The sequence below is a fragment of the Streptomyces sp. NPDC043685 genome (genome assembly GCF_056436585.1).
The window spans coordinates 572,078-594,127 of the sequence record NZ_JBWKCH010000003.1 but is presented as its reverse complement, the minus strand read 5'-3'; the positions used below and the strand labels follow the sequence as shown (position 1 = coordinate 594,127).

Here is a 22,050-nt window from a genome sequence, read left to right as displayed (position 1 = left end):
CGATGCTCCTGGTGAGTCGGGGTCGAGCCTCGCCTCCACGGCGAGAAACCGATCAGTTTTCACACCGTAAACTGATCGGTTTCCAGTTGGCAAGTCCATGCCGCGGGCCGCTCCGCTCCTCTCGCGGCACCGGTGACCACGGGCGCCCCGCCGGGGAACAAGCGTCGCGCTTGCTCCTGGAAACCGAACGGTTTACCGTGTTGGAAACCGATCAGTTTTCTAGTTTTCGTGGAGGCAGTCATGACCGCTCTGAAGGGCGCAAGCGTCTTCGTCACCGGGGGCAGCCGGGGCATCGGCAAGGCGCTGGTGGAGGAGCTGTACGTGCGCGGCGCCGCCAAGGTCTACGCCACGGCCCGCGACCCGCGCAGCGTGACGCACCCCGACGCGGTCCCGGTGCGGCTGGAGGTCACCGACCCGGCCTCCGTGGCGGCGGCCGCCGCACAGGCGGACGACGTCACCGTGCTGATCAACAACGCCGGCGCGGCGGTCGGCGCCTCCTTCCTCGACTCCCCCGTCGACGACGTGCGCAAGGAGTTCGAGACCAACTTCTACGGCCCCCTGCTGCTCACCCGCGCCTTCGTGCCGATCATCGAGCGCAACGGCGGCGGCCACATCCTCAATGTGCACTCCGTGCTCTCCTGGCTGGCCCTGGGCGGCTCCTACAGCGCCTCCAAGGCAGCCCTGTGGTCGCAGACCAACTCCCTGCGCCTGGAGCTTCAGCCCCTTGGCATCGCCGTCACCGGACTGCACGTCGGATACGTCGACACGGACCTGGCGGCGGACGTCGACGCACCCAAGTCCGCCCCTCGTGACGTCGCCGCCCTCGCCCTCGACGGCGTCGAGACCGGCGCGTACGAGGTGCTCGCCGACGACATCACGCGCCAGGTCAAGGCGGGCCTGGCCGGCGACCTGACGGAGCTGTACGCCCAGCTGGCCGCGTAAGTGGTACTGGCCCCGGGCGACCCAGCTCCTGTTCCTGGATGAGGAGTTGGGGCATCGCCGTTAGGTTAGGCTAAGCTAAATCGAGCTCCCCTGGCCCGGGCCTGCCCGGTCCCGCCATGAAAACGGAGTGACCGCGTGACCGTGACACCCGCCCGAGCAGGGGATCCGTCCGCCCAGGCTCTTCCCTGGCCCGAGGAGCTGCGGGGCAGTGTCGTCGTCGTCAAGTTCGGCGGCAACGCCATGGTGGACGCGCGTGCCCAACAGGCCTTCGCGCGGGACGTCGTGGAGTTACGGCACGGTGGTCTGCGCCCGGTCGTGGTGCACGGCGGCGGGCCGCAGATCAGCGCGATGCTCGACCGGCTGGGGCTGGAGACCCGTTTCGAGGCCGGGCTGCGGGTGACCACGCCCGAGACCATGGACGTCGTGCGCATGGTGCTGACGGGCCGTGTGCAGCGGGAGCTGGTCGGGCACATCAACGCCCACGGGCCCTTCGCGGTGGGCCTGACCGGGGAGGACGCGCACACCATGACCGCCGTGCGGCGGCCGGCCCGGGTGGACGGCCGGGCGGTGGACCTCGGTCTCGTCGGCGAGGTCGTGGACGTCAACCCGGTCATGGTGCGCGCACTGCTGGAGCGGGGGCACATCCCGGTCGTCTCCCCGGTGGCACGCGGCACGGACGGGCAGGTCTACAACGTCAACGCCGATCTCGCGGCGGCTGCCCTCGCCGTCGCTCTCGACGCCGAGCGGCTGGTGATGCTCACCGACGTCGAGGGGCTGTACGCCGACTGGCCGCGCAGCACCGAGGTGATCGGGCGTTTGACGGCCGGTGCGCTGGACGAGCTGCTGCCCGGTCTCGCGAGTGGGATGCTGCCGAAGATGGAGGGCTGCCTGCGTGCCGTCCGCGGCGGGGTGCGCAAGGCGCATGTCGTGGACGGGCGGGTGCCGCACGCGGTGCTGCGCAGTGTGCTCGCAGCGGCCGGTCCGGGCACCACCGTGGTCCCCGACGAGGTCACCCCGTCCTGACCAGCACGTGGGCGTTGCGTCGCGGGTCCAGGGACTGCGCCCAGGGCCGCAGCGCCTGCCGGGCCGTCGTCCGTGTGAAGCCGTGGCGGAGGAACAGTCCCGCGCTGCCGGTGGTGGCCGTGAACAAGGTGTCGAGCGACCTGGCGCGTGCCGTGGAGAGCACCGCGCGTAACAGTCCGGCTCCCGCTCCGCCGCCCTGCCGGTGCGCGGCCACGCAGAAGTTGTAGACCACGCCCGCGCGTTCGCCGCCCTCCCGCGCGTCCATGGAGTACTCCCGCAGGCCCACGCAGCCGTCGAGGGCGCCGTCGGAGGCCTCCAGCACCAGGAAGTCGGCGGCCTGGGCGGCGTAGAGGGAGACGGGGCGTTCGCGCAGCGCGCCCGAGCGGACGAAGGGCCGGGACAGGGCGGCGAGGGCGAGGGCCTCGTCCGGGCGGGCGGGACGTACCAAGGGCGTCAGCACCGGAAGGGTGTGTGGCGGCGCGGCGGGGGGCGGCGTGGCCGTGGTCAAGGGGTTCCTTCCTCGGTCCGGACCGGGAATCAGGAGCCCGGACGGCTCGGGACGCCGCCGACGTATGTCTCCACCACCTCGATGTCGCCGATGCGCGAGGTGTCGACGCGCCGGGGGTCGTCGCCGAGGACGACCAGGTCGGCGTGTTTGCCCGGGGTGAGGCTGCCCAGCCGGTCCTCCCAGTGGCAGGCCCGGGCACCGGCGGCGGTGTAGGCGTGCAGGGCCTGGTCGACGGTGACGGCCTCGCCGGGACCGATGAGCCGACCGGACAGGGAGGCGCGCTCGACCATGAACTGCACGGCGCGCAGGGGCGATCCGTCGGCGACGGGGCGGTCGGAGCTGCCCACGAGGGGGATGCCGTGGTCCAGGAACGCCTTGCCGCGGTACATCCAGGGCGCCCGTTCCTCGCCCATGATCGAGGCGTAGTCGTCGCCGAAGCAGCGCAGGAAGGTGGGCTGGACGACGGCGGTGACGCCGAGCCGGGCGAAGCGCGGGAGCTGGTCGGGCCGGATCAGCCCGGCGTGTTCGATGCGGTGGCGGGCCTCGGGGCGGGGGCGCAGGCGCTGGGCGCGCTCGATGGCGTCCAGGGCGATGTCGGCCGCGCGGTCGCCGATGGCGTGCACGGCGAGCTGCCAGCCGGCGAGGTGGCCGTCCACGATGAGCTCGGTGAGCGCCTCGGGGTCGTCCTGCAACTGCCCGGCGTGGTCGAGTCCTTCGTACGGGCTGGTCAGCGCTGCGGTGCGGGCCATCATGCCGCCGTCGGTGTAGATCTTCAGTGCGCCGACGCGGAGCCGGTCGTCGCCGAAGCCGGTGCGCAGGCCGAGGTCGAGGGCGCGCGGGATGCCGTCGCTCGCGTGGGCGGTGACCGGGCGCAGCCGGTCCGCGGCGACCATGAGCTGCACGCGCAACGGCAGCAGGCCCTTGTCGCGCGCGAGTTGGTAGGCGCCGAGTTCGACGGGACTGTGGCCGAAGAGAGTGCCGCCGATGCCCGCTTCGGCGCAGGCGGTGACGCCCTCGGCCAGGCAGGTGCGGGCGGCGCGGCCGATCGCCTGGGCCAGGTCCTCCTGGGAGTACGGCAGGCGCAGGGCACGGGCGGCGCCCATGGACTGTTCGGCGAGGAAGCCGTTCTCGTGCGGGAGGTCCGCGGGCAGCAGGTCCAGGACGGCGGTGTTGACGACGCAGCCGTGCCCGGAGTCGTGCAGCAGGTAGAGCTTGCGGCCGTCGCTGACCCGGTCGAGGTCGGCGGCGGTCAGGTGGCGGCCCAGGGCCCGCTGGTCGTAGCCGGCGATGCTCACCCAGTCGCCGGGGGCACGGCTGCGGGCGACGGCCTCGGCCACGACCTCGAGTACGTCGTCGATCCGGGTGCGGCCCGCGATGCTCGGGGTGGTCTGCCGGAACCCGGTCCAGGCCAGGTGGACATGGGCGTCGATGAAGCCCGGCAGCACCGTGGCGCCGTGCAGGTCGACGACCTCCCGGGCGGGCAGGGACGTCACGGCCTCGTCGAGACCGACGATCCGGCCCCGCCAGATGCCCAGCTCATGAGCGACCGGGTGGTCCGGATCCATGGTGAGGAAACGGGCGTTGGTCAGCCTGGTGCACAGCATGGGCAGGGTCAGGCGTCCTGCGCCGCGGCGAGGGACCGGGGGCGCAGGTCCGTCCAGTGGGTCTCGACGTACTCCAGGCATGCCTCGCGGGTGTTCTCGGCGAAGGCGATGGTCCATCCCCCGGGCACCTCGGCGAAGGACGGCCACAGGGAGTGCTGGCCCTCGTCGTTCACCAGGACCAGGAAACGGCCTTCGTTGTCGTCGAAGGGGTTGGTGCTCATGCGCGGTGCCTCCTCGAAGGGCCAAGATTAGGTTAGGCTCGCCTAATTGACGGAGCTTAGCCTTTGCCCCTTCCCTCTCACAAGGAGACGTTCATGCGCCTGGCAGCGGCCGACTGGGAGGACGCCTTCGCGGAGTTCGGACTGCCGGGCAGGCCGGGCAGTGACGTGTTCTGGGCCGCCGCGGGCGCGCCCGCGGCGGTGCCGGACGGCGACGGCGGCTGGGTGACCCTGTTCCTGTGGCGCGGATCGGAGCCGGTGACCGTCGAGTTCGAGAGCTGGTCGGGTCCCGTCGCCCTGCGCCGGTGGGAGGACTCGGACTGCTGGTACGCCGAGGTGCGCATGCCGGCGCGGCTGCGGGTGACGTACCGGTTCGTGGCGGGGGACGTCTCCCGTGCCGACCCCTTCAACCCGGCCGGTGCGGGCGGCGAACGCTCCGTCGCCTCGACGCCGGACGCCCCGGAGCAGCCGCACTGGCCCCTCCTCGGGGCCGACGCGGTGCTGCCCGTGCCCCGGGCTCGGATCCGCTGGGCGAGTGCGCGGCTGGGCGGGCGGCGGACCGTACGGGTCCATCCGGCGGGGGGCGGGGGGCCGGTGGTGCTGCTGCTCGACGGGGACGACTGGCTGTATCTGCATCCGGCCATGACGGCGTTCGACTCGGCGGTGGAAGCGGGGGATCTGCCGCCGGTCACTCTCGTCTTCCTGCCCGCCAAGGACCGGGCAGCGGAGTTCACGTGCCGGCCGGAGCTGTGGGAGGCGGTGCGGGACGAACTGCTGCCGCTGGTGGCCGAGTCGGGAGTCAACGCCGATCCGGAGCGGCTCGTGGTCGCCGGGCAGAGCCTCGGGGGGCTGAGCGCGCTGTACGCGGCGCTGGAGTTTCCCGAGATGGTGTCGCGGGTCGCCTGTCAGTCGGGGTCGTTCTGGTGGACGGCTGATGCGTCGGGGTGGGCCGATCCGCTGCGCGGGCCGGCCGGGGGTGCGATGGCCGAGCGGCTGCGGGAGGGTGCTGATTTGTCGGGTCTTCGGGTCGCGTTCGACGTCGGTGAGCACGAGGACCGGATGCTGCCCCACTGCGAGGTGACCGAGCGTTCGGTGGAGCGCGCGGGGGCGACCGTGCGGGTTTCCCGGTCCGCATCGGGGCACGACCGGGCCGGGTGGCGTCACGCCCTGCTCAGGGATGTCGGCTGGGCCCTCGGCGAGTAGCCGCCCGCGAGCCGCTGGGCTGGTCGCGCCCGCGGGGCCGAGCCGTACACCGGCTCGGCCCCGCGCCCCTGGGGGCATGGCCCCCAGCCCCTCGGCGGCTACCGGGCGACCGCCAGGCCGTACGCCTCGTCCTTGGACAGCAGATTGCGGTGGGTGTCCTCCGCCGTGATCGTGCCGTCGTCCAGGACCAGCACCCGGTCCGCCGCGTCCAGGAACGCCGGGCTGCTGGTGATCACGATCGTCGTGCGGCCCCGGCGCAGCTTCGCCACGTTGCGGGCGATGAGCTGCTCGGTGACCGCGTCCACCGCCGTCGTCGGGTCGTGCAGGACGAGGACGTCGGCGTCGGCGGCCAGGGCGCGGGCCAGGGACAGGCGCTGACGCTGGCCTCCGGAGAGGTTGGCGCCCCGGTCGCGGACGCCGTGGTCGAGGCCCTCGCGGTGCAGGGCCACGACGTCGGTCAGCATGGAGGCCTCCACGGCGTCCTGAACGGTCCGGCTGGTGCCCGACGGGTCGATGTTCGAGCGGAGGGTGCCCGCGAAGATCTCCCCGTCGTACGGGTTGACCAGCAGGTGCTCGCGGACCGCCTCCACGGACAGCTCCGCCAGCTCTTGGCCGCCGATCCGCACCGTCCCCTCGTAGGCGGTGGGCGGGACGCGCACGGCCAGGACGGCGGCGAGATCGGCCGCCGCCCGCGGCTGATACGGCGCGACGGCGACGAACTCCCCCGCCTTCACGCGGAACGTCACATGGTTCAGGGCACCGTGGCGGACCGCGTCGATCTCCAGGTCACCGCCCGGGGAAGGGCGTCCGGAGCCCGGGGTCGTCACCGGCGGGGCCGACAGCACCAGTGCCATCCGCTCGGCCGAGGCCCGCGCGATCATCACGTACTTGGGCATCTCCGAGAACAGCTTCAGCGGCTCCATGATGAACTGCGCGAGCCCCACGGCCATGACGAGTTCCCCGATGGTGATGCGGCCGTCGAACGCCAGCAGGCCCGCCAGCAGGGTGACGGCACCGGCGAGGACCGCGTTGAGGGCCAGCGCGGTGCCCGCGTAGGCACCGTTCACCTTGGCGACGGTGATCGACTGCTGCTTCGCCTCGGTGCTGACCCGGCGGTAGGACCGGAACGCGGCGTGGTTGCCGCCGAAGCCGTGCAGCGGGCGCAGGCCGGTGATCAGGTCGGCGACCTTCGCACCCGCCCGCGCCACCCGGGCCTGCTGCTCCTGGGTGCTGCTGCCGATCCGCTTGGACATGACACTGAGGACCGACAGGATCGCGACGGTCCCCACGATGACCAGCAGTCCCAGCCGGACATCCGCCAGGCCCAGCGCGACCGCCGCGACCAGCACCGCGACGAGCGAACTGATCAGCAGCGGCACCACCTCGATGATGTCGGCGGTCTGGTCGGCGTCCTCGGTGGCGATGGTCAGCACCTCGCCGGACTTCAGATCGACGTCCCGGGCCACGGGTTGCAGGCCGCAGGCCGCGACCTTCACCCGCCAGCGGTGTGCCTCGGTGGTGTTGGCCTTCTGCAGGATCCGCATGCCGAAGCGCCACGACAGCGACACCGTCGTGATGATCACGGCCAGCGCGCCGATCGACAGGGCGAGGGCCTGGAGGCCGCGGCCGTCGCGCATGGTGTGCTCGACGATCAGGCCGAGCGCGATGGGGAAGGCCGTCTCACCGGCCTGGTACAGGCCCATGAGGAGGGTGCCCCAGGCCATCGCGCCGAGGTTGCGCCGCAGGGCGGTCCGAAGGATGGCGGCCCCTTGGCGGGGCCGCTGCGTGTCAGTTGTCATCGAGATGGCGGGCAATCGCTTCCGGGGTTCGCAGGGTGAACAGATCGCGGATCGTGATCACGGGACCGTACTCGCGGCGGAGCAGCCCGACGAGCCGCACCGCCAGCATGGAGTGTCCTCCCAGGGACACGAAGTCGCTCACCGCGCTCACCTCGTCGTCGTCCAGGTCCAGTGCCTCGGCGAAGTACTCGCAGACCACGGTCTCGGTCTCGGTGCGCGGGCCCCGCTCCCCCGCCGTGGTCAGCGCGCCCAGCGGCTTGGCCTCCGGCAGCGCCTTGGTGTCGGCCTTCCCGTTCACCGTCAGCGGGATGCCGTCGACCTGCGCGTAGTGCGTGGGGCGCAGGAAGTCCGGCAGTCCGGCGCCCACCTCGGCGGCGACGGACGCCAGCTCCGCGCCCTCCAGCACCAGGTAGGCGGCCAGCCGGTACGCGCCGTCGACCTGGGGGTCGGGCTGGGCGACCGCGGCGACGAACCGCACCGCCGGATGGGCCGCGAACAGCGCCTCGACCTCGCCGAGTTCGACGCGGTGGCCGCGGATCTTGACCTGCTGGTCGGTGCGGCCGAGGTACATGAGGTTGCCGTCGGGCCGGCGGACCACCAGGTCGCCGGTGCGGTACATGCGCTCGCCGGGCGCGCCGAACGGGCAGGCGACGAAGCGGTGCGCGGTCTGGGCGGGCTGCCCCAGGTAGCCGCGCGCCATGCCGATGCCCGACACGTACAGCTCGCCGGGCACACCGTCCGGCAGCGGCCGCAGCCACGGATCCAGGACGTACACGTCCGTGTTGTCGATGGCCACGCCCACCACGGGGTCCGCGCACTCGAAGGTGCCGACGCCGAGGGTGTTGATGGTGTACTCGGTGGGCCCGTACAGGTTGTAGCCGACCGTGCCCTCGGTCTCGGCGAGCCGCTGCCACAGGGTCGGTGTGACGGCCTCGCCACCGAGCAGCACCAGCGCCGGCCGTCGACCGGGGTTGTCGAGCAGGCCCTCGGCCACCAGTTGCTGTGCGTAGGTCGGGGTCACGTTGACGACGTCGATCCCGTGCTGAAGGCAGTAGGCGACCAGCCGGGGCGCGTCGCGGCGCAACTCCTCGTCACAGATGTGCACTTCATGGCCGTCCGCGAGCCACAGCAGCTCCTCCCACGACATGTCGAACGCGAAGGACACGGTGTGCGCGATCCGGAAGACCCGGTGGCCGTGCTGCGCCAGCACGGGTTCGAAGATGCGGCGCTGGTGGTTGATCAGCATGTTGGTGAGCCCGGCGTACTCGGTCACCACGCCCTTGGGCTTCCCGGTCGAGCCGGAGGTGTAGATCGTGTAGGCCGGGTGCCGCAGCCGGTCGGGGTCCTCAGGTGCGAACGTCACGAACGGCTCGGCCTCGGGAAGCGGCCGGTCCAGCTCGATCAGCTCGCCGGTCAGCCGGGGCGAGACCGCGCTCACGGTGAGGATCAGGTCCGGCCGGGCGTCCTCGACGATGGCGGCGATCCGCTCGTCGGGATGGTCCAGTTCCAGCGGCACGTACGCGGCGCCGACCCGCAGGACGGCGAACAGGGCCACGATCCAGTCGAGGGAGCGGGGGATCGCGAGGCCCACGGTCGTCTCGGGTCCGATGCCGCGTCCGGCGAGCACGCCCGCCACGGCCCGGCTGCCGTCCCGGAGTTCGCCGAAGGTCATCGTCGCGCCGTGCGCGACGAGCGCCACCCGCTCCGGGTCGCGGTCGGCCGCCCGGTCGAACCGGTCGACGACGGTGTCCGTGCCGACGTCGGTGCGTGCACCCGGCTCGGGCACCGGGCCCGGGCCCCGCAGCGCGCCGACCGGCCCGGTCGCCCGGGAGAGGTCCTCCAGGACGCTCAGGTAGTCGTCGAGGAGACGGCGCGCGTTGCCGGTGTCGCCGTCGCGGTATTCCAGCTTGACCGTGAGCCGGTCGCCGGGCGTGACGACCCAGGTGAACGGATAGTGGGTGGAGTCGTCGGCCTTCACCGAGGTGATGCCGTGCCGGGCGTTCATCTCGGCGAACGCGTCCATGTCCAGGAAGTTCTGGAGCACGAACAGGTTGTCGAACAGGGTGTCGTGGCCGCTGGCCCGCTGGATCTCGCCGAGCCCGAGGTGTTCGTGTTCCATGGCCTCGACCCGGGCGGCCTGGACGGCCGACAGGTAGGCGCCGACCATGTCGTCCGGGCGGGCCCTGGTCCACATCGGCACGGTGTTGAGCAGTACCCCGACGATGCCGGACAGCCCCTCGCCCTCGCGGCCGGACACGGTCACGCCGAACACGGCGTCGCTGCGGCCCGTGTGGGCGCCCAGCAGCAGCCCGAACGCGCCGGTCAGCACCGAGTTGAGGGTGACGCCGTGCACCCGGGCCGCTTCCCGTGCCAGGTCGGACTGTTCGGCGGACAGCGTGTGCACGAGGGCCTTCGGCAGGTCGTCCGAGAAGGACGGTGCTGGTCCGGCGAGAAGCGTCGGGCCGGGCAGAGCGGCCAGGTGGTCCGCCCAGAAGCGCTCGGACACCGCCGGATCCTTGGCGGCGAGCGCCCGGGCGTGTTCCTCGAAGGTCGGTGTGGCCGGCGTCGCGTCGAAGGGCTCGCCGGCGAGGACGGCACGGTAGGCGTCGAACAGGTCGCGCAGGACGATCTCGCGGGACCAGCCGTCCCACAGCAGCAGGTGGTAGCTGAGCAGCAGGCCGTCCCGGTCGCCGGGCAGGTGCACGACGGTCAATCGGATCAGCGGCGGCTCGCCCGGGTCGAACCCGGTGTCCCGGTCCCGGACTCGCAGGGCGTCGGCCTCCGCGTCCGAGGACACGGCGACCGTGCGGACGTCGACCCGGCGCCCGGCCTTGAGGACCTGGACCGGGTTGCCGTCGTCGTCGGTGCCGAAGCCCGCGCCGACGACCGGGTGCCGTGCGATCACGTGGGCCATCGCCTCGGCCAGCGCGTCGGTGTCGAGGCGCCGGTCGAAGGTGAACCAGTTCTGTGCGACGTAGTGTCCGGCGGCGCCCGCCAGCTGGGCCTGGAAGAACAGTCCGCGCTGGAGGGGGGTGACGGGGGCCGTGCGCTCGGCGGTCGTCGCGGCGTCCGCGAAGTGCCGCAGTGCGCTGCGCCAGTGTTCGGTGATCGCGTCGGGAACGCCCTCGGCGAGGACGAACTCGGCGAGCAGACTGCCGGTGCTCTCGTCGGTCCACGCGTTGACCTCGACGGCGTACGGGCTGCCCTGGTCGCCCCTGGCGATGGGCAGCGCCTGGGACTCGCTGCCCCGGCCGAGGTAGTTGAACAGCACCTGCGGGCGGGCCGTCAGCAGCGGCGCCGTCTGCGGGTTGAGGTACCGGAGCCGGCCGTAGGCGACGTGCCCGGCCTCGTCCGGCTGACGTTCGGCGACCTCGCGCGCCGCCGCGACGGGATCGGTGTGCGGGGTGAGCCGCAGGGGTGCGATGGAGGTGAACCACCCGACGGTACGGCTGTAGTCGTGCTCTTCGAGGACCGGGACCCGGCCGTGCCGCTCCAGGTCGATCGCGAGGTCGGTGGGCGACGGCTGGATCCGGGTCAGCGCGGTGCGCAGGGCGCCGCACAGCAGCTCGGTGAGACCGACGCCGAGTGCGGCGGGCGCGGTGCGCGTGAGGCGCTCGCTCACCTCCGGGTCGAGCGCGACGGTGGTCTCGCGCAGGGCGCCGGGGGCGGGCAGCAGTTGGGGCGCCTGGAGTGTGGTGATCCAGCGGCCCAGGTCGTCGACGGCGTGGGCCGACCGGAGGGTCAGGGCTTCGGCGTACTCGGCGTAGGAGGTGGTCGGCGGGGCCGGGTCCTGTCCGCGCAGGGCCGCTGCCAGGTCGTCGAGCAGGATCAGCCAGGACACCGCGTCGACGGCCAGGTGGTGCACGGTGACCACCAGGGTGCGGGGGGCTTCCAGCCAGGCGAACGCGATGACCTCGCCGTTCTCGGGGTCGAGTTGCCCGGCGGCGTCGTCGGCGACGGCTGTCGCGTCGGTGGTGTCCGGGCGGACGACGGTGACCTCGCCGGCCGGGTCGGTTCGCAGGGTCCACACGCCGTGTTCCGTGTGCAGCCGCAGTCGGAGTGCGGGATGTGCGGCGACCACGGCGTTCGCGGCGCGTACGGCGTCGGCGTATCCGGTGCCTTCGGGGGCCTGGAGGGTCCTGGCCTGGGCGAAGCGGGTGAGGGAGCCGCCGAGTTCGCGTTGGCGGAGGATGATCGGGGTGGGGGGCAGCGGGCCGTCTTCCCGGTGGGTGGCCTCCGGGATGGCTCGGGGTGTGCTTGTTCCCAGGTGTTCGGCCAGGGCGCGGGGCGTCTTGAGCAGGAAGACGTCCCTCGGGGTGATGGGCAGGCCCAGTGTCCTGGCCCTGTTCACGACCGTGATGGCGATGATGCTGTCGCCTCCGGCGCGGAAGAAGTCGGTGTCGGCGGTCACGGCGGTGCCGGGCAGGGTCTCCGTGAAGATCTCGGTGAGTGCGGCTACCGGGGGCATGTCGCCTGCGGGTGCTTCGCGGCTGATCGCGTTCCCCGCGCCGCTCAGGGCGTGTTCGGCCAGCGCCTTTCGATCCAGCTTGCCGTTGACGGTCAACGGCAGAGCGTCGATCGGCAGGACCCGGCCCGGAACCATGTGGACGGGCAGCCTCGACGACAGACGGGCGGTGAGGTCGCCGGGCACACCGCCCACCACGTGCGCGACCAGGTGGTCACCGGTGTCCGCCACCGTCACGGCCACGTCGGTCACGCCGTCCAGGGCTCTGATCGCGGCCTCGACCTCACCCAACTCGATGCGGAAACCCTTCAGTTGCACCTGGTCGTCGGCTCGGCCGGTGAACCTCAGTTCGCCGTCGAGGGTGCGGACCGCGAGGTCGCCCGTGTGGTACATGCGGGAGCCGTCGGCCGCGAAGGGGTCCGCCACGAAGCGGCCCGCGGTGAGGCCGGGCCTGCCCAGGTAGCCCAGCGACACCTGGTCACCGGCGACGTAGATGGCGCCCTCCCGGCCCGGCGGCACCGGCCGGAGCCGGTCGTCGAGGAGGTGGGTGACCAGGCCGGGGATGGGGCCGCCGATGGGGCTCACGTCCTCGCCGGGGCCGAAGTCCCGTTGGGTGAGCACCCGGTGGGTGACATGGACGGTGGTCTCGGTGATGCCGTACATGTTGACCAGCTCGGGGGCGGTGGTGCCGTGCCGCTCGACCCAGCCGCGCAGCCGCCCGAGGTCCAGGGCCTCGCCGCCGAAGACGATCCGGCGCAGTGCGGGCAACGGCTCGCCCGCCAGCCGGTCGGCCTCGATGAACTGGTAGAAGGCCGACGGGGTCTGGTTGAGGACGGTCACGCCGCGTTCGCGGACCAGCCGGTGGAAGTCGACCGGGGAGCGCGTCAGCCCGTACTCGGGCACCAGCAGCTCACCGCCGTGCGCGAGCGCGCCCCACAGCTCCCAGACGGCGAAGTCGAAGGAGAAGGAGTGGAACTGGACCCAGACGTCGTCCGGGCCGAAGTCCATGGCGGGCCGGGTGCGGGCGAGCAGGGTCACCACGCTGGAGTGCGGGACCACGACGCCCTTGGGGCGGCCGGTCGACCCGGAGGTGTAGATCACGTAGGCGGGGGTGTGCCAGTCGGGCTCGGGGCCGGGATCCGTGCGGGCGGCCGGGGGTTCCTCACCCTGCACCAGGACACGGGCCGCGACGCCTGCGCGGGCCAGGAGACGGGTGAAACGGTCGCGTTGGGCAGGGTCCACGAGGACGACCTGGGGGGCGGCGTCGGCGAGGATGTACTCCAGCCGCTCGTCCGGGTACGCCAGGTCCAGCGGGACGTACGCACCGCCCGCGCCGACGATCGCGACCAGGGCGACGACCTGTTCGAGGGAGCGCGGGACGGCCACGGCGACCCGTCGGCCCGGGCCCACTCCGGCCGCGCGCAGGGCCGAGGCCAGGTCGTCCCTGGCGTCGGACAGCTCACCGTAGGTCAGGGAGCGGGTGGCGCCGTCGAGGCCGCACTGGGTGACGGCGGTGGCCGCCGGGTCGCGGCGTGCGGCGGCGTCGAAGAGCGCGCCGAGGGTGGTCGGCGCGATCGGCGCGGGACGCTGTTCGGTTCCCCGTGCCAGCGCGTCGACGGGGGTGTCCGGGTTCGTGAGCAGGGTGGCCAGGGTGCGGGTGAAGGTGCGCAGGATCGCGCGGGCGGCCGGCTCGTCCAGCAGGTCACCGTCGTGGATGAGGTTGAAGCGCGGGCGGCCGTCGTGCGTGCGCTCGGCCACCAGGGTCAGCGGGTAGTGCGGGGCGCCCTCGTTGACGATGTCCGTGATGGTCAGGGTGTCGCCGGGGCGGCCGAGCGAGGCCGGGTCGGTGGCCACGTCGAACACCACGAGGGTGTCGAAGAGGGGACCTGAGCCGGCCTGGCGGCCGATGCGTGCCAGGGAGACGTGCTGGTGCGGCAGGACCGCGCTCTGGTGGTCGCGCACCGAGGTGAGCAGATCGCCCGCGGTGCTGTCCGGTGTCCAACGGACGCGTACGGGGATGGTGTTGATGAACAGGCCCACCATGTCCTCGATGCCGGGGAGCTCGGCGTCGCGGCCGGAGACCGTGGAGCCGAACACCACGTCCCTGCCCTTGAGGATGCCGCCCAGGGTGACGGCCCAGGCGCTGTGCACGGCGACGCTGAGCGGTACTCCGGCCTCGCGGGCGGCGGTGTCGATGTCCTCCTCGGGTTCCACGGCGGTGTCGGCGAACCGGTCGGAGGGGGTGTGCCCTTCGGCGACCAGCGAGGGACCGGGCAGCCCGGCGAGTTCCTCGCGCCAGACGCGGTCGCTCTCGTCGGCGTCGCGGCCGGCGAGCCAGTGCACGTAGTCGGCGAAGCCCCCGAGCGGGTGGACGCTGCCCGGGGCGTGGTACTCGGCCAGCAGCGCGCGCAGCATCGGCGGCACGGACCAGCCGTCGGCGATGATGTGGTGCACGGTCTGCACCAGGACGTTCCGGCCGGAGCCGGCGCGCAGCAGGGTGTAGCGCATCAGCGGGCCGGAGGCCAGGTCGAAGCCGGTGCGGCGGTCCCGTTCGGCGAGGTCGCGTAGCTCCTCGTCGGTGATGCCGGGGCGGTCGAGCGTGGTGAAGGGGGCCTCGACGCCGTTGTCCAGGACGCAGACCACCCGGCCGTCGGCCAGGGCGGTGAAGCGGGCGGCCAGATTCGGGAACAGCGTGAGCAGGCGGGTGGCCGCCGCGGCGAGCCGGTCGGCGTCCACCTCGCCGTTGAGCGTGAGCAGTTGCTGCTCGACGTAGGCGCCGGCGGAGTCGTCGTCGAAGACCGAGTGGAAGTAGAGGCCTTCCTGCAACGGGGTCAGCGGCAGGATGTCCCGCAGCGCCGGGCCGTCGAGGGTGTCGACGTCGTCCTGGGTGAGCGGGACCAGGGGGAAGTCGCTGGGCGAGTGGCCGCCTTCGTCGAGCGCGGCGAGTCCGGCCAGGGCCGTGCGGAAGTAGTCGCCGAGTGTCGTGATCTCGGCGTCGGTGAACATGCCGTCGGGCCAGGACAGGGTGGTGACCAGTTCGTAGGCGCCGGAGGCGGCGGGTTCGGCGATCGCGTTGAACTCCAGGGCGCGCGGCAGGCGCATCCGCGGATCGCGCTTCTCGCCCAGTTGGCCTGTGCGACCCGCGAGTTGCCAGTCCCCGGGGGTGCCGGCGGCGAAGCGGCCCAGGTAGTTGAAGAGCACCTGGGGGGCGGGGGCGTCGAACTCGGTGTGGGTGAGGTAGCGCAGGGCGCCGTAGGAGACGCCGTTGTCCGGTATCCGGGCGAGGTCCTCCTTGACCGCCTTCAGGGCGGCTGCCAGGTACGCGGGGGCGGTGAAGTCCGACGTGGTGCCGGGGTCCACGGTCACCGGGAACAGGGTGGTGAACCAGCCCACGGTGCGCGACAGGTCCGGCTCGAAGCCGGCGGAGGGCGCCACGAACCGCCCCTCGCGGCCGTGGCCTTCGAGTTCGATGTGGGCGAAGGTCTGGTCCTGGCCGAGGTCGCGGCGTCGGCGGGCGAGGGCGACGGCGAGTGCGGTGAGCAGGACGTCGTTGACACCCGCGTGGAACATCGCGGGGATCTCGTTCAGCAGCGCGGCGGTGATCTCGGGGCCGACCGAGACGGTGCGCAGGCGTTCGTTCGCGACGGTGTCGGTGTGGGACAGGGCGCGGCGGGCCAGCGGCTGGTCCGCACCGGGCAGGGGGCGGCGGTAGGGGGAGCTGTCGACGTCGAAGGCGGCGCGTTCCAGCAGCTGGGTCCAGCGCCGGAACGACGTGCCGACCGGGGGCGGTTCGATGGGCTCGCCCGCGGTGAACTGCCGCCAGGCGGTGGCCAGGTCGTCCATCAGCACGCGCCAGGAGACGCCGTCGACGACCACGTGGTGGGCGACGAGGACGAGCTGGCGTGCCCGGAAGCGCCAGACCGCCCGGAGCATCACGCCGCCCATGGGGTCCAGCCGGTCGGTGGCGAGGGCGAGGCAGGCGTCGAGCGGCCGGTCGCTCTGCTCCCAGCAGGGCTCGGCAGGGGCCGCCTCGGGGATGTCGAAGCTCCAGCGGCTGCCGCGCACGAGCCGGGCGCGGAGCATGTCGTGCCGGGTGACGAGCGCGCCGAGGATCGCGTCGAGGGCGTCGGCGGTCAGGTCCGCCGGAGTGTTCAGGACGACCGACTGGACGAAGCCGTCGACGGCGTCCGTGGTCTCGCCGAGCCACTGCACGATGGGCGAGCCGACGACGGTGCCGGTGGCGACGTCGGCGTGGTCGACGGCGGTGACGTCCTCGCGGCTCGCGACCGCGGCCAGCGCGCCCACGGTGCTGTGGGTGAGGATCTGCCGTGCCGTCACGTGCAGGCCCCGCTCGCGCAGTGCGCTCAGCAGGGAGATGGCCAGGATGCTGTCGCCGCCGAGCTGGAAGAAGTCCTGGTCGACCCCGACCTCGTCGAGGCGCAGCACCTCCGCCACGGCCGCGCACACCGCGCGTTCGTCGTCGGTGGCGGGGCGCACGAGCGCGCCGGCGCCCACCGTGGGTTCGGGCAGCGCGTTGCGGTCGAGCTTGCCGTTGGCGGTGAGCGGGAACTCCTCCATCACCACGATGTGGGCGGGGACCATGTACTCGACCATGTGGGCGCCGGCCCACGCCTTGACCTCGTCCGCCCGCAGGTCCTCCCCGCCGGCGGCCGGTAGGACGTAGCCGATCAAGTAGGTGCCGCCGGCGGCGTTCTTCTTCGCGACGACGCAGGTGTGCCGGACGCGGGGGTGTTCGGCGAGGCCGGCCTCGACGTCCTCGAGTTCCAGCCGCATGCCGCGGATCTTGATCTGGTTGTCGGCGCGGCCGAGGAAGTCCAGCGATCCGTCCGGGGCGAAGCGGGCGAGGTCGCCGGTGCGGTAGAGGCGGGAGCCGTCGTCCGCGAAGGGGTTGGCGACGAAGCGGGAGGCGGTCAGGCCGGGCGCGCCCACGTAGCCGCGGCCCAGGAGAAAGCCGCCGACGTAGAGTTCGCCGCCGACGCCGACCGGGACCGGGCGCAGTTCGTCGTCCAGGACGTAGAGCTGGGTGTTGGGGTTGGCCTTGCCGATGGAGGTCGACAGGCGTTCGGCGGCACCCCGGTAGATGACGTGGGAGACGCCGATGGTCGTCTCGGCCGGGCCGTAACCGTGGTAGAGGGGAATGTCGAGCTTGGTGCGGAACCGCTCGTACAGCTCGGGGGTGAGCACCTCGCCGCCGCACCACACGTGCCGCAGGCTGTCCAGGCGCCCGGAGTCGCCCGCCATCTCCAGCAGCACGTCCAGCATGGACGACACCAAGTAGGTGAAGGTGACGCGCTGTTCGGCGATGACGCCCAGCAGGTGATGCGGATCGCGTTCGCCGCCGGGTCGCAGGACTACGAGCCGGCCGCCGGAGACCAGCGGCAGGAAGATCTCGTTGATGGAGATGTCGAAGGACAGCGGGGCCTTGAACAGGGAGGCGTCGTCGGGGCCGAAGCCAAGGATTTCGTTCACCTGCCACAGCAGGCGCTCGCTGATGGCCTCGTGACGGATCATCGCGCCCTTCGGCCGCCCGGTGGACCCGGATGTGAAGATCACGTAGGCGAGCGCGTCGCCGAGGGCCGTGATGCCCGTCCCGTCCGCCGGATACGAGCTGTAGCGCCAGTCGGCGAGGTCGACGGCCACGGCGTCCGGTTCGGCCGGGTCGTGCTCGCCCGAGGAGTTGAGCTGCACGACGACCCGGGCGTCCTGGATGACGACGGCGCGGCGCGCGGCGGGCCACTGCGGGTCGAGCGGTACGAAGGCGCAGCCGGCCTGGAGCACGGCGAGCAGCCCGATGACCATGTCGGCGGAGCGGGTCAGGGAGATGCCCACGACCTGCTCGGAACCGAGCCCGCGCGCGAGCAGATGGTGGGCCAACTCGCTGGAGCGCTCGGCCGCTTCACGGTAGGTCAGTGTCCGGTGCTCGTCGACGACGGCCACGGCGTCCGGCCGGGCGCTCGCCTGCTCCCGGAACATCTCCACGATGCCGGGGCGGACCCGGTCGGCCCGGTTGTCGTTCCAGCGCGCCAGGGTCCGGAGCCTGTCCGCGACGCCGGACGGGCCGATGGTGCCGAGGGGCCGGTCAGGGAAGTCGGCCAGGTCGTCCAGCGCGAGTTGCGCGTCCTCGGGTGGGACGCCGTCGGGGACGGTGAGGCCGCGGCCGTCCGGGGCGAGGTCCCAACCGCCGGGCGTGCTGCCGCCGTTGTCGACCCAGCCGAGGACATCGGCGAAGAGCGTGCCGGGGGTGAGGTCGATGCCTTCGGGGCTGTCGCCGGTCGCCCAGTACGCCAGCCCGATGGCGCAGGCCTCGAGGATGGTCCGGTCGGGGTAGTCGCCGATCCTCCGGCGCACATCGGCCAGACGCTCGGGAGACGGCAGGGTGAGACGAGCACGCGGTTGCATCATCGAAGACTCAGCGTCCCTTCCAGAATGTGGAGTTAGGCTAGCCTAAATAAGGCTTACCTAACTACCCTCTCGCCAGGCCCGCCACAGTCGTGCGTACCGGCCTCCCGCGGCCACCAGTTCCTCGTGCGTCCCCTGCTCGACGACCCGGCCCGCGTCCAGCACGGCGATCCGGTCCGCGGCCATCGCCTGGGTCAGCCGGTGCGCCACGAACAGGGTGGTCCGGCCCGCGCAGGCGGCCCGCACGGCCCGCTCCAGTTCGGCGGCGCCCTCGCTGCCGGCCTCCGCGGTCGACTCGTCGAGCACCACCACCGGCGCCCGGCCCAGCACCAGCCGCGCCAGGGCGACTTGAGCGACCTTGGTGACGTCCAGGCGCTCCCCGCCCTCGCCGACCGGGGTGTCGAGCCCCTCGGGCAGCGCGGCGACCCAGCCCCCGGCGCCGACGGTGCGCAGCGCCTCCTCCAGTTCGGCGTCGGTCGCCCCCGGCGCGGACAGCCGCAGGTCGTCGGCGAGCGGGCCGGCGAACACATGGGTCTCCTGGGTCAGGATGCTCACCAGGGCCCGCGCCCCGGCCTCGTCCACATCGGCCAGGTCGGTCGTCCCGATGCGCACCGATCCGGCCTCGGGGGTGCCGACACCGGCGATGAGCGCGGCCAGGGTGGTCTTGCCCGCCCCCGTGGCGCCGACCAGGGCGAGGGAACCGCCCGCGGGGATGGTGAGGTTCACGTCCCTGAGGACCGGCTCCTCGGAGCCGGGGTAACGGAACGTCAGCCCCTCGACCGTCACCGGGTACGCCCCGGCCTCGGCGAGCGCGACGGACGGGTCGCCGACCAGCCGCTCCTCGGCGCACTCGCCCAGCACCCCGACCAGGCGGGTCAGGCTCGCGCCCGACTTCTGCGCCTCGTCGAAGGTGAACATGATGGCGCCCAGCGGGGTGAACAGCCGGTGGAACAGCAGCGGGGCCGCCGACACCTCGCCCAGGGTGGCCGCGTCCGCCTCCAGGAGGGCGTAGCCCACCACGAGGATCAGGACCAGTCCGATGAACTCGGCGCGGTTCTCCCGGCCCACGAACCGGCCGAAGAACCGGAACACCTCGACACCGAGTTCGCGCACCCGCCACGACTCGGCGGTGACCTTCTCGCGGAAGGCGCCCTCCAGGCGGTACGCGCGGACGGTGTCGATGCCGTTCAGGCCGCTGATGAACGCCTGGGCCCGGTCGGCCTGGGCGACGCGCTGCTTGCGGTAGAGCGGGGCGGAGCGGGGCAGGTACCAGCGCAGGGCCAGCGCGTAGGCGGGCAGCGCGCCGGCGCCGGCCAGGCCGAGCCGCCAGTCCAGCCCGAACATGCCGAAGGTGGCGATGACGACCAGCACGCCGGCCGAGAACACCGTCGGGACGGCCGTGCGGATACCCTTGGACAGGACGGCCACGTCGTCGCCGACCCGGGAGAGCACATCCCCCCGGCCGACCTGTTCGACGCGTGCGCTGGGCATGCCGAGCACCGCCCGGACGGCGCCTTCGCGCAGCCGTGCGAGCAGATCCGCCCCGAGCCGTCCGATCAGGTAGGTCGACACCGCGGTGGCCGCCGCGCCGAGGAGCGCGGCGGCACCGATCAGCACCCCGACCGTGACCAGGACCGAACGGTCCTCTCCCCCGACGACCCCGTCGACCACCCGGCCGAGCAGGAGCACCGGGAGGACCTGGAGCGCCGCCCCGGCGACGGTGGTGAGCACGGTGGCGGCCGTCAGCCCGGGCGTCTCGCGGCAGTGTGCCGCGACCCAGCGGGCTGCTTCGCGTCCGGTCGTGGTGCGCAGGGCCGCCGGGGCGACGCGCGTGTCGGTGGTGCTCACTTCCCTACTCGACCGACTTGACGAGCTCGTCGATCGCGTACGGCATGGACAGCAGGGTGCCCTGGGAGATGGCCGCGCCGACCGCGGGTCCCTCGCTGTCGAGCAGGTAGGACACGTTGCCCTTCTTCACGGCGTCCAGGTTGGCGAACAGCTTGAACTTCTTGAGCGCCTCGGTGTCGGCTTTGTCGTTGATGACGAAGATGTGGTCGACGTCGACGAGGTCGATGCGCTCGGGCGAGAGCGTGGTGTAGAAGTTGCCGCCCGCGACCTTGTCAATCTCGGTCTGGTACGTGTAGCCGATGCCGGTGATGAGCCGGCCGCGTACGTCGGTGGAGGTGAAGGGTGCCACCGAGTCCTTGTACCAGGACAGCGCGACGGCGGTCTTCTTGGCGAGCTCGGGGTGCGCCTTCTTGGCCGTGTCGAGTTGTCCCTGGATGTCGTCGACCATCTTCTGGCCCTCGTCGGCCTTGCCGAGCGCCTTGGCGATGTGCAGGGCGTTGTCCTGCCAGGGGGCGCTGAAGGGCTCCTTCTCGGCCTTGGTGCGCGCCACGGTGGGGGCGATCTTCGAGAGCTTGTCGTAGGCGGCCCGGTCGATCTCGGAGTAGACCGCCACGATCAGGTCGGGGCGCAGGGCGGCGATCTTCTCGTAGTTGGGGCCGGAGTCGCCGTTGCTCATGACGACCTCGGGCTTGGTGTCGCCCCACTTGTCCTTCACCCAGGGCCACTGGGTGTTGATGTCGGGGCTCTTGCCGGGCGGGTTCGGGTACTGGTCGACCATGCCGACGGGCTTGATGCCGAACGCCAGGACGGTCTGGTCGTCGGTGTAGCCGACGGAGACGACCCGCTGGGGCGCCCTCTCGACCGTCGTGGATCCGAAGGCGTGCTCCACGGTGACCGGGAACGCGCCGTCGGCCGCGGCCGGGGCGCCCTCGCTCTTGTCACCGGCGGTGTCCGACGAGCCGGAACCGCATCCCGCGAGGAGACCGACGCCGAGGGTGGCCGCGGAGAGGACCGCCGCCAGTCGCCGCCATGGCTTCCCGGGCGTCGTTCGATGGAGGAGCATCCAAATCCCCTTGCTTTCGCGCTAGTTCGCTGCACCCTCGCCTAAGGGCAGCCAAACCTTACCGCGACTTAATGAGGTAAGCCTAGCCTTACTCAGATGCGTCTGCCGGGACGTGCCCCGGCCGCACGTGGGTGCGCCCGATCGGCACGACGAGTGGCCGGTCGCCGACCGGGTCCTCGATCACCTGGGCGCGCAACCCGAAGGCCTCGTGCAGCAGTTCGGCGCTGACGACGTCCCGCGGATGGCCCTGCGCGAGGATCGAGCCCTCCCGCATCACCACGAGGTTGTCGCTGTAGCGGATGGCCAGGTTGAGGTCGTGCAGCACCATGACGACGGTGCGGCCCGCCTCATGCAGGTCGTCCACCAGATCGAGGACGTCGATGGCGTGCGCCAGGTCCAGATAGGTGGTCGGCTCGTCCAGCAGCAGCAGATCGGTGCCCTGGGCCAGCGCCATCGAGATCCACACGCGCTGGCGCTGCCCGCCGGACAGTGCGTCGACCGGGCGGTCGGCCAGGTCGGACACTCCCGTCATGGCCAGGGCGCGTGCCACCACGTCGGCGTCGTCGGACGACCACTGCCGCAGCCAGCTCTGGTGCGGATGGCGGCCCCGGGCGACCAGATCGGCCACGGTCAGCCCGTCCGGCGCGACCGGCGCCTGCGGGAGCAGGCCGAGTTTCCTCGCCACGTCCCGGGTCCTGAGCCTGCCGATGTCCTCGCCGTCCAGGACGACGGTGCCCCTGGCCGGCTTCAGCAGCCGCGACAGGGTCCGCAACAGGGTCGATTTCCCGCAGCCGTTGGGGCCGATGATCGTGGTGATCACGCCCGGCGGTATCGACACGTCGAGCTCGTCGATGACGACCCGGCCGCCGTAGCCGACCGTGACGCCTCGGGCGGCCAGCCGCGCGGCGCCGCCGACCGCGGCCTCGGTGACGGACTGTGCGACCACGGGTCCCCCCT

11 protein-coding genes are annotated in these 22,050 nt (G+C 72.4%); 3 read left to right on the top strand and 8 right to left on the bottom strand.

The annotated features are described in order from the left end of the window. Nucleotides 1–240 precede the first annotated feature (240 nt). Nucleotides 241–942, top strand: a complete 702-nt coding sequence (locus tag AC0665_RS11870) for an SDR family oxidoreductase (RefSeq protein ID WP_478605834.1) — start codon at nucleotides 241–243, stop codon at nucleotides 940–942. 135 nt (nucleotides 943–1,077) lie between these two features. After that, nucleotides 1,078–1,965, top strand: coding sequence for an acetylglutamate kinase (gene argB / locus AC0665_RS11865; protein ID WP_478704915.1), 888 nt, complete (start codon nucleotides 1,078–1,080; stop codon nucleotides 1,963–1,965). Here the strand turns inward: argB and AC0665_RS11860 are convergent. From AC0665_RS11860 to AC0665_RS11850, 3 genes are read right to left on the bottom strand one after another with little or no spacing between them, the layout of a single operon-like run. Beyond that, on the bottom strand, nucleotides 1,952–2,473 hold the full coding sequence (locus AC0665_RS11860) for a GNAT family N-acetyltransferase (RefSeq protein WP_478704914.1): 522 nt from the start codon (nucleotides 2,471–2,473) through the stop codon (nucleotides 1,952–1,954). The two genes, argB and AC0665_RS11860, sit on opposite strands and share 14 nt — an antisense overlap. Before the next feature lie 29 nt (nucleotides 2,474–2,502). After that, complete coding sequence (locus AC0665_RS11855; RefSeq protein ID WP_478704913.1) at nucleotides 2,503–4,077, bottom strand: amidohydrolase; 1,575 nt, start codon at nucleotides 4,075–4,077, stop codon at nucleotides 2,503–2,505. Nucleotides 4,078–4,085: 8 nt separating this feature from the next. Then, complete coding sequence (locus tag AC0665_RS11850) at nucleotides 4,086–4,298, bottom strand: MbtH family protein (RefSeq protein WP_352118251.1); 213 nt, start codon at nucleotides 4,296–4,298, stop codon at nucleotides 4,086–4,088. 93 nt (nucleotides 4,299–4,391) lie between these two features. Here AC0665_RS11850 and AC0665_RS11845 point away from each other — a divergent pair, with 93 nt between their 5' ends. Further along, nucleotides 4,392–5,498 (top strand): alpha/beta hydrolase-fold protein, encoded by a 1,107-nt coding sequence (locus AC0665_RS11845; protein ID WP_478704912.1) that lies wholly within the window; start codon nucleotides 4,392–4,394, stop codon nucleotides 5,496–5,498. A gap of 98 nt (nucleotides 5,499–5,596) precedes the next feature. Here AC0665_RS11845 and AC0665_RS11840 read toward each other — a convergent pair whose 3' ends face one another. From AC0665_RS11840 to AC0665_RS11820, 5 genes are all read right to left on the bottom strand, one after another. After that, nucleotides 5,597–7,297 (bottom strand): ABC transporter transmembrane domain-containing protein, encoded by a 1,701-nt coding sequence (locus tag AC0665_RS11840; protein WP_478605845.1) that lies wholly within the window; start codon nucleotides 7,295–7,297, stop codon nucleotides 5,597–5,599. Beyond that, nucleotides 7,287–18,185, bottom strand: coding sequence for a non-ribosomal peptide synthetase (locus tag AC0665_RS11835; RefSeq protein ID WP_478704911.1), 10,899 nt, complete (start codon nucleotides 18,183–18,185; stop codon nucleotides 7,287–7,289). Before AC0665_RS11835 ends, AC0665_RS11840 begins: the two co-directional genes overlap by 11 nt. Nucleotides 18,186–18,242: 57 nt before the next feature. After that, nucleotides 18,243–20,030, bottom strand: coding sequence for an ABC transporter ATP-binding protein (locus AC0665_RS11830; RefSeq protein ID WP_478704910.1), 1,788 nt, complete (start codon nucleotides 20,028–20,030; stop codon nucleotides 18,243–18,245). Nucleotides 20,031–20,034: 4 nt separating this feature from the next. Beyond that, nucleotides 20,035–21,093 (bottom strand): iron-siderophore ABC transporter substrate-binding protein, encoded by a 1,059-nt coding sequence (locus AC0665_RS11825; protein WP_478704909.1) that lies wholly within the window; start codon nucleotides 21,091–21,093, stop codon nucleotides 20,035–20,037. An 88-nt stretch (nucleotides 21,094–21,181) separates the two neighbouring features. After that, nucleotides 21,182–22,039 (bottom strand): ABC transporter ATP-binding protein, encoded by an 858-nt coding sequence (locus AC0665_RS11820; RefSeq protein WP_478605854.1) that lies wholly within the window; start codon nucleotides 22,037–22,039, stop codon nucleotides 21,182–21,184. Nucleotides 22,040–22,050 lie beyond the last annotated feature (11 nt).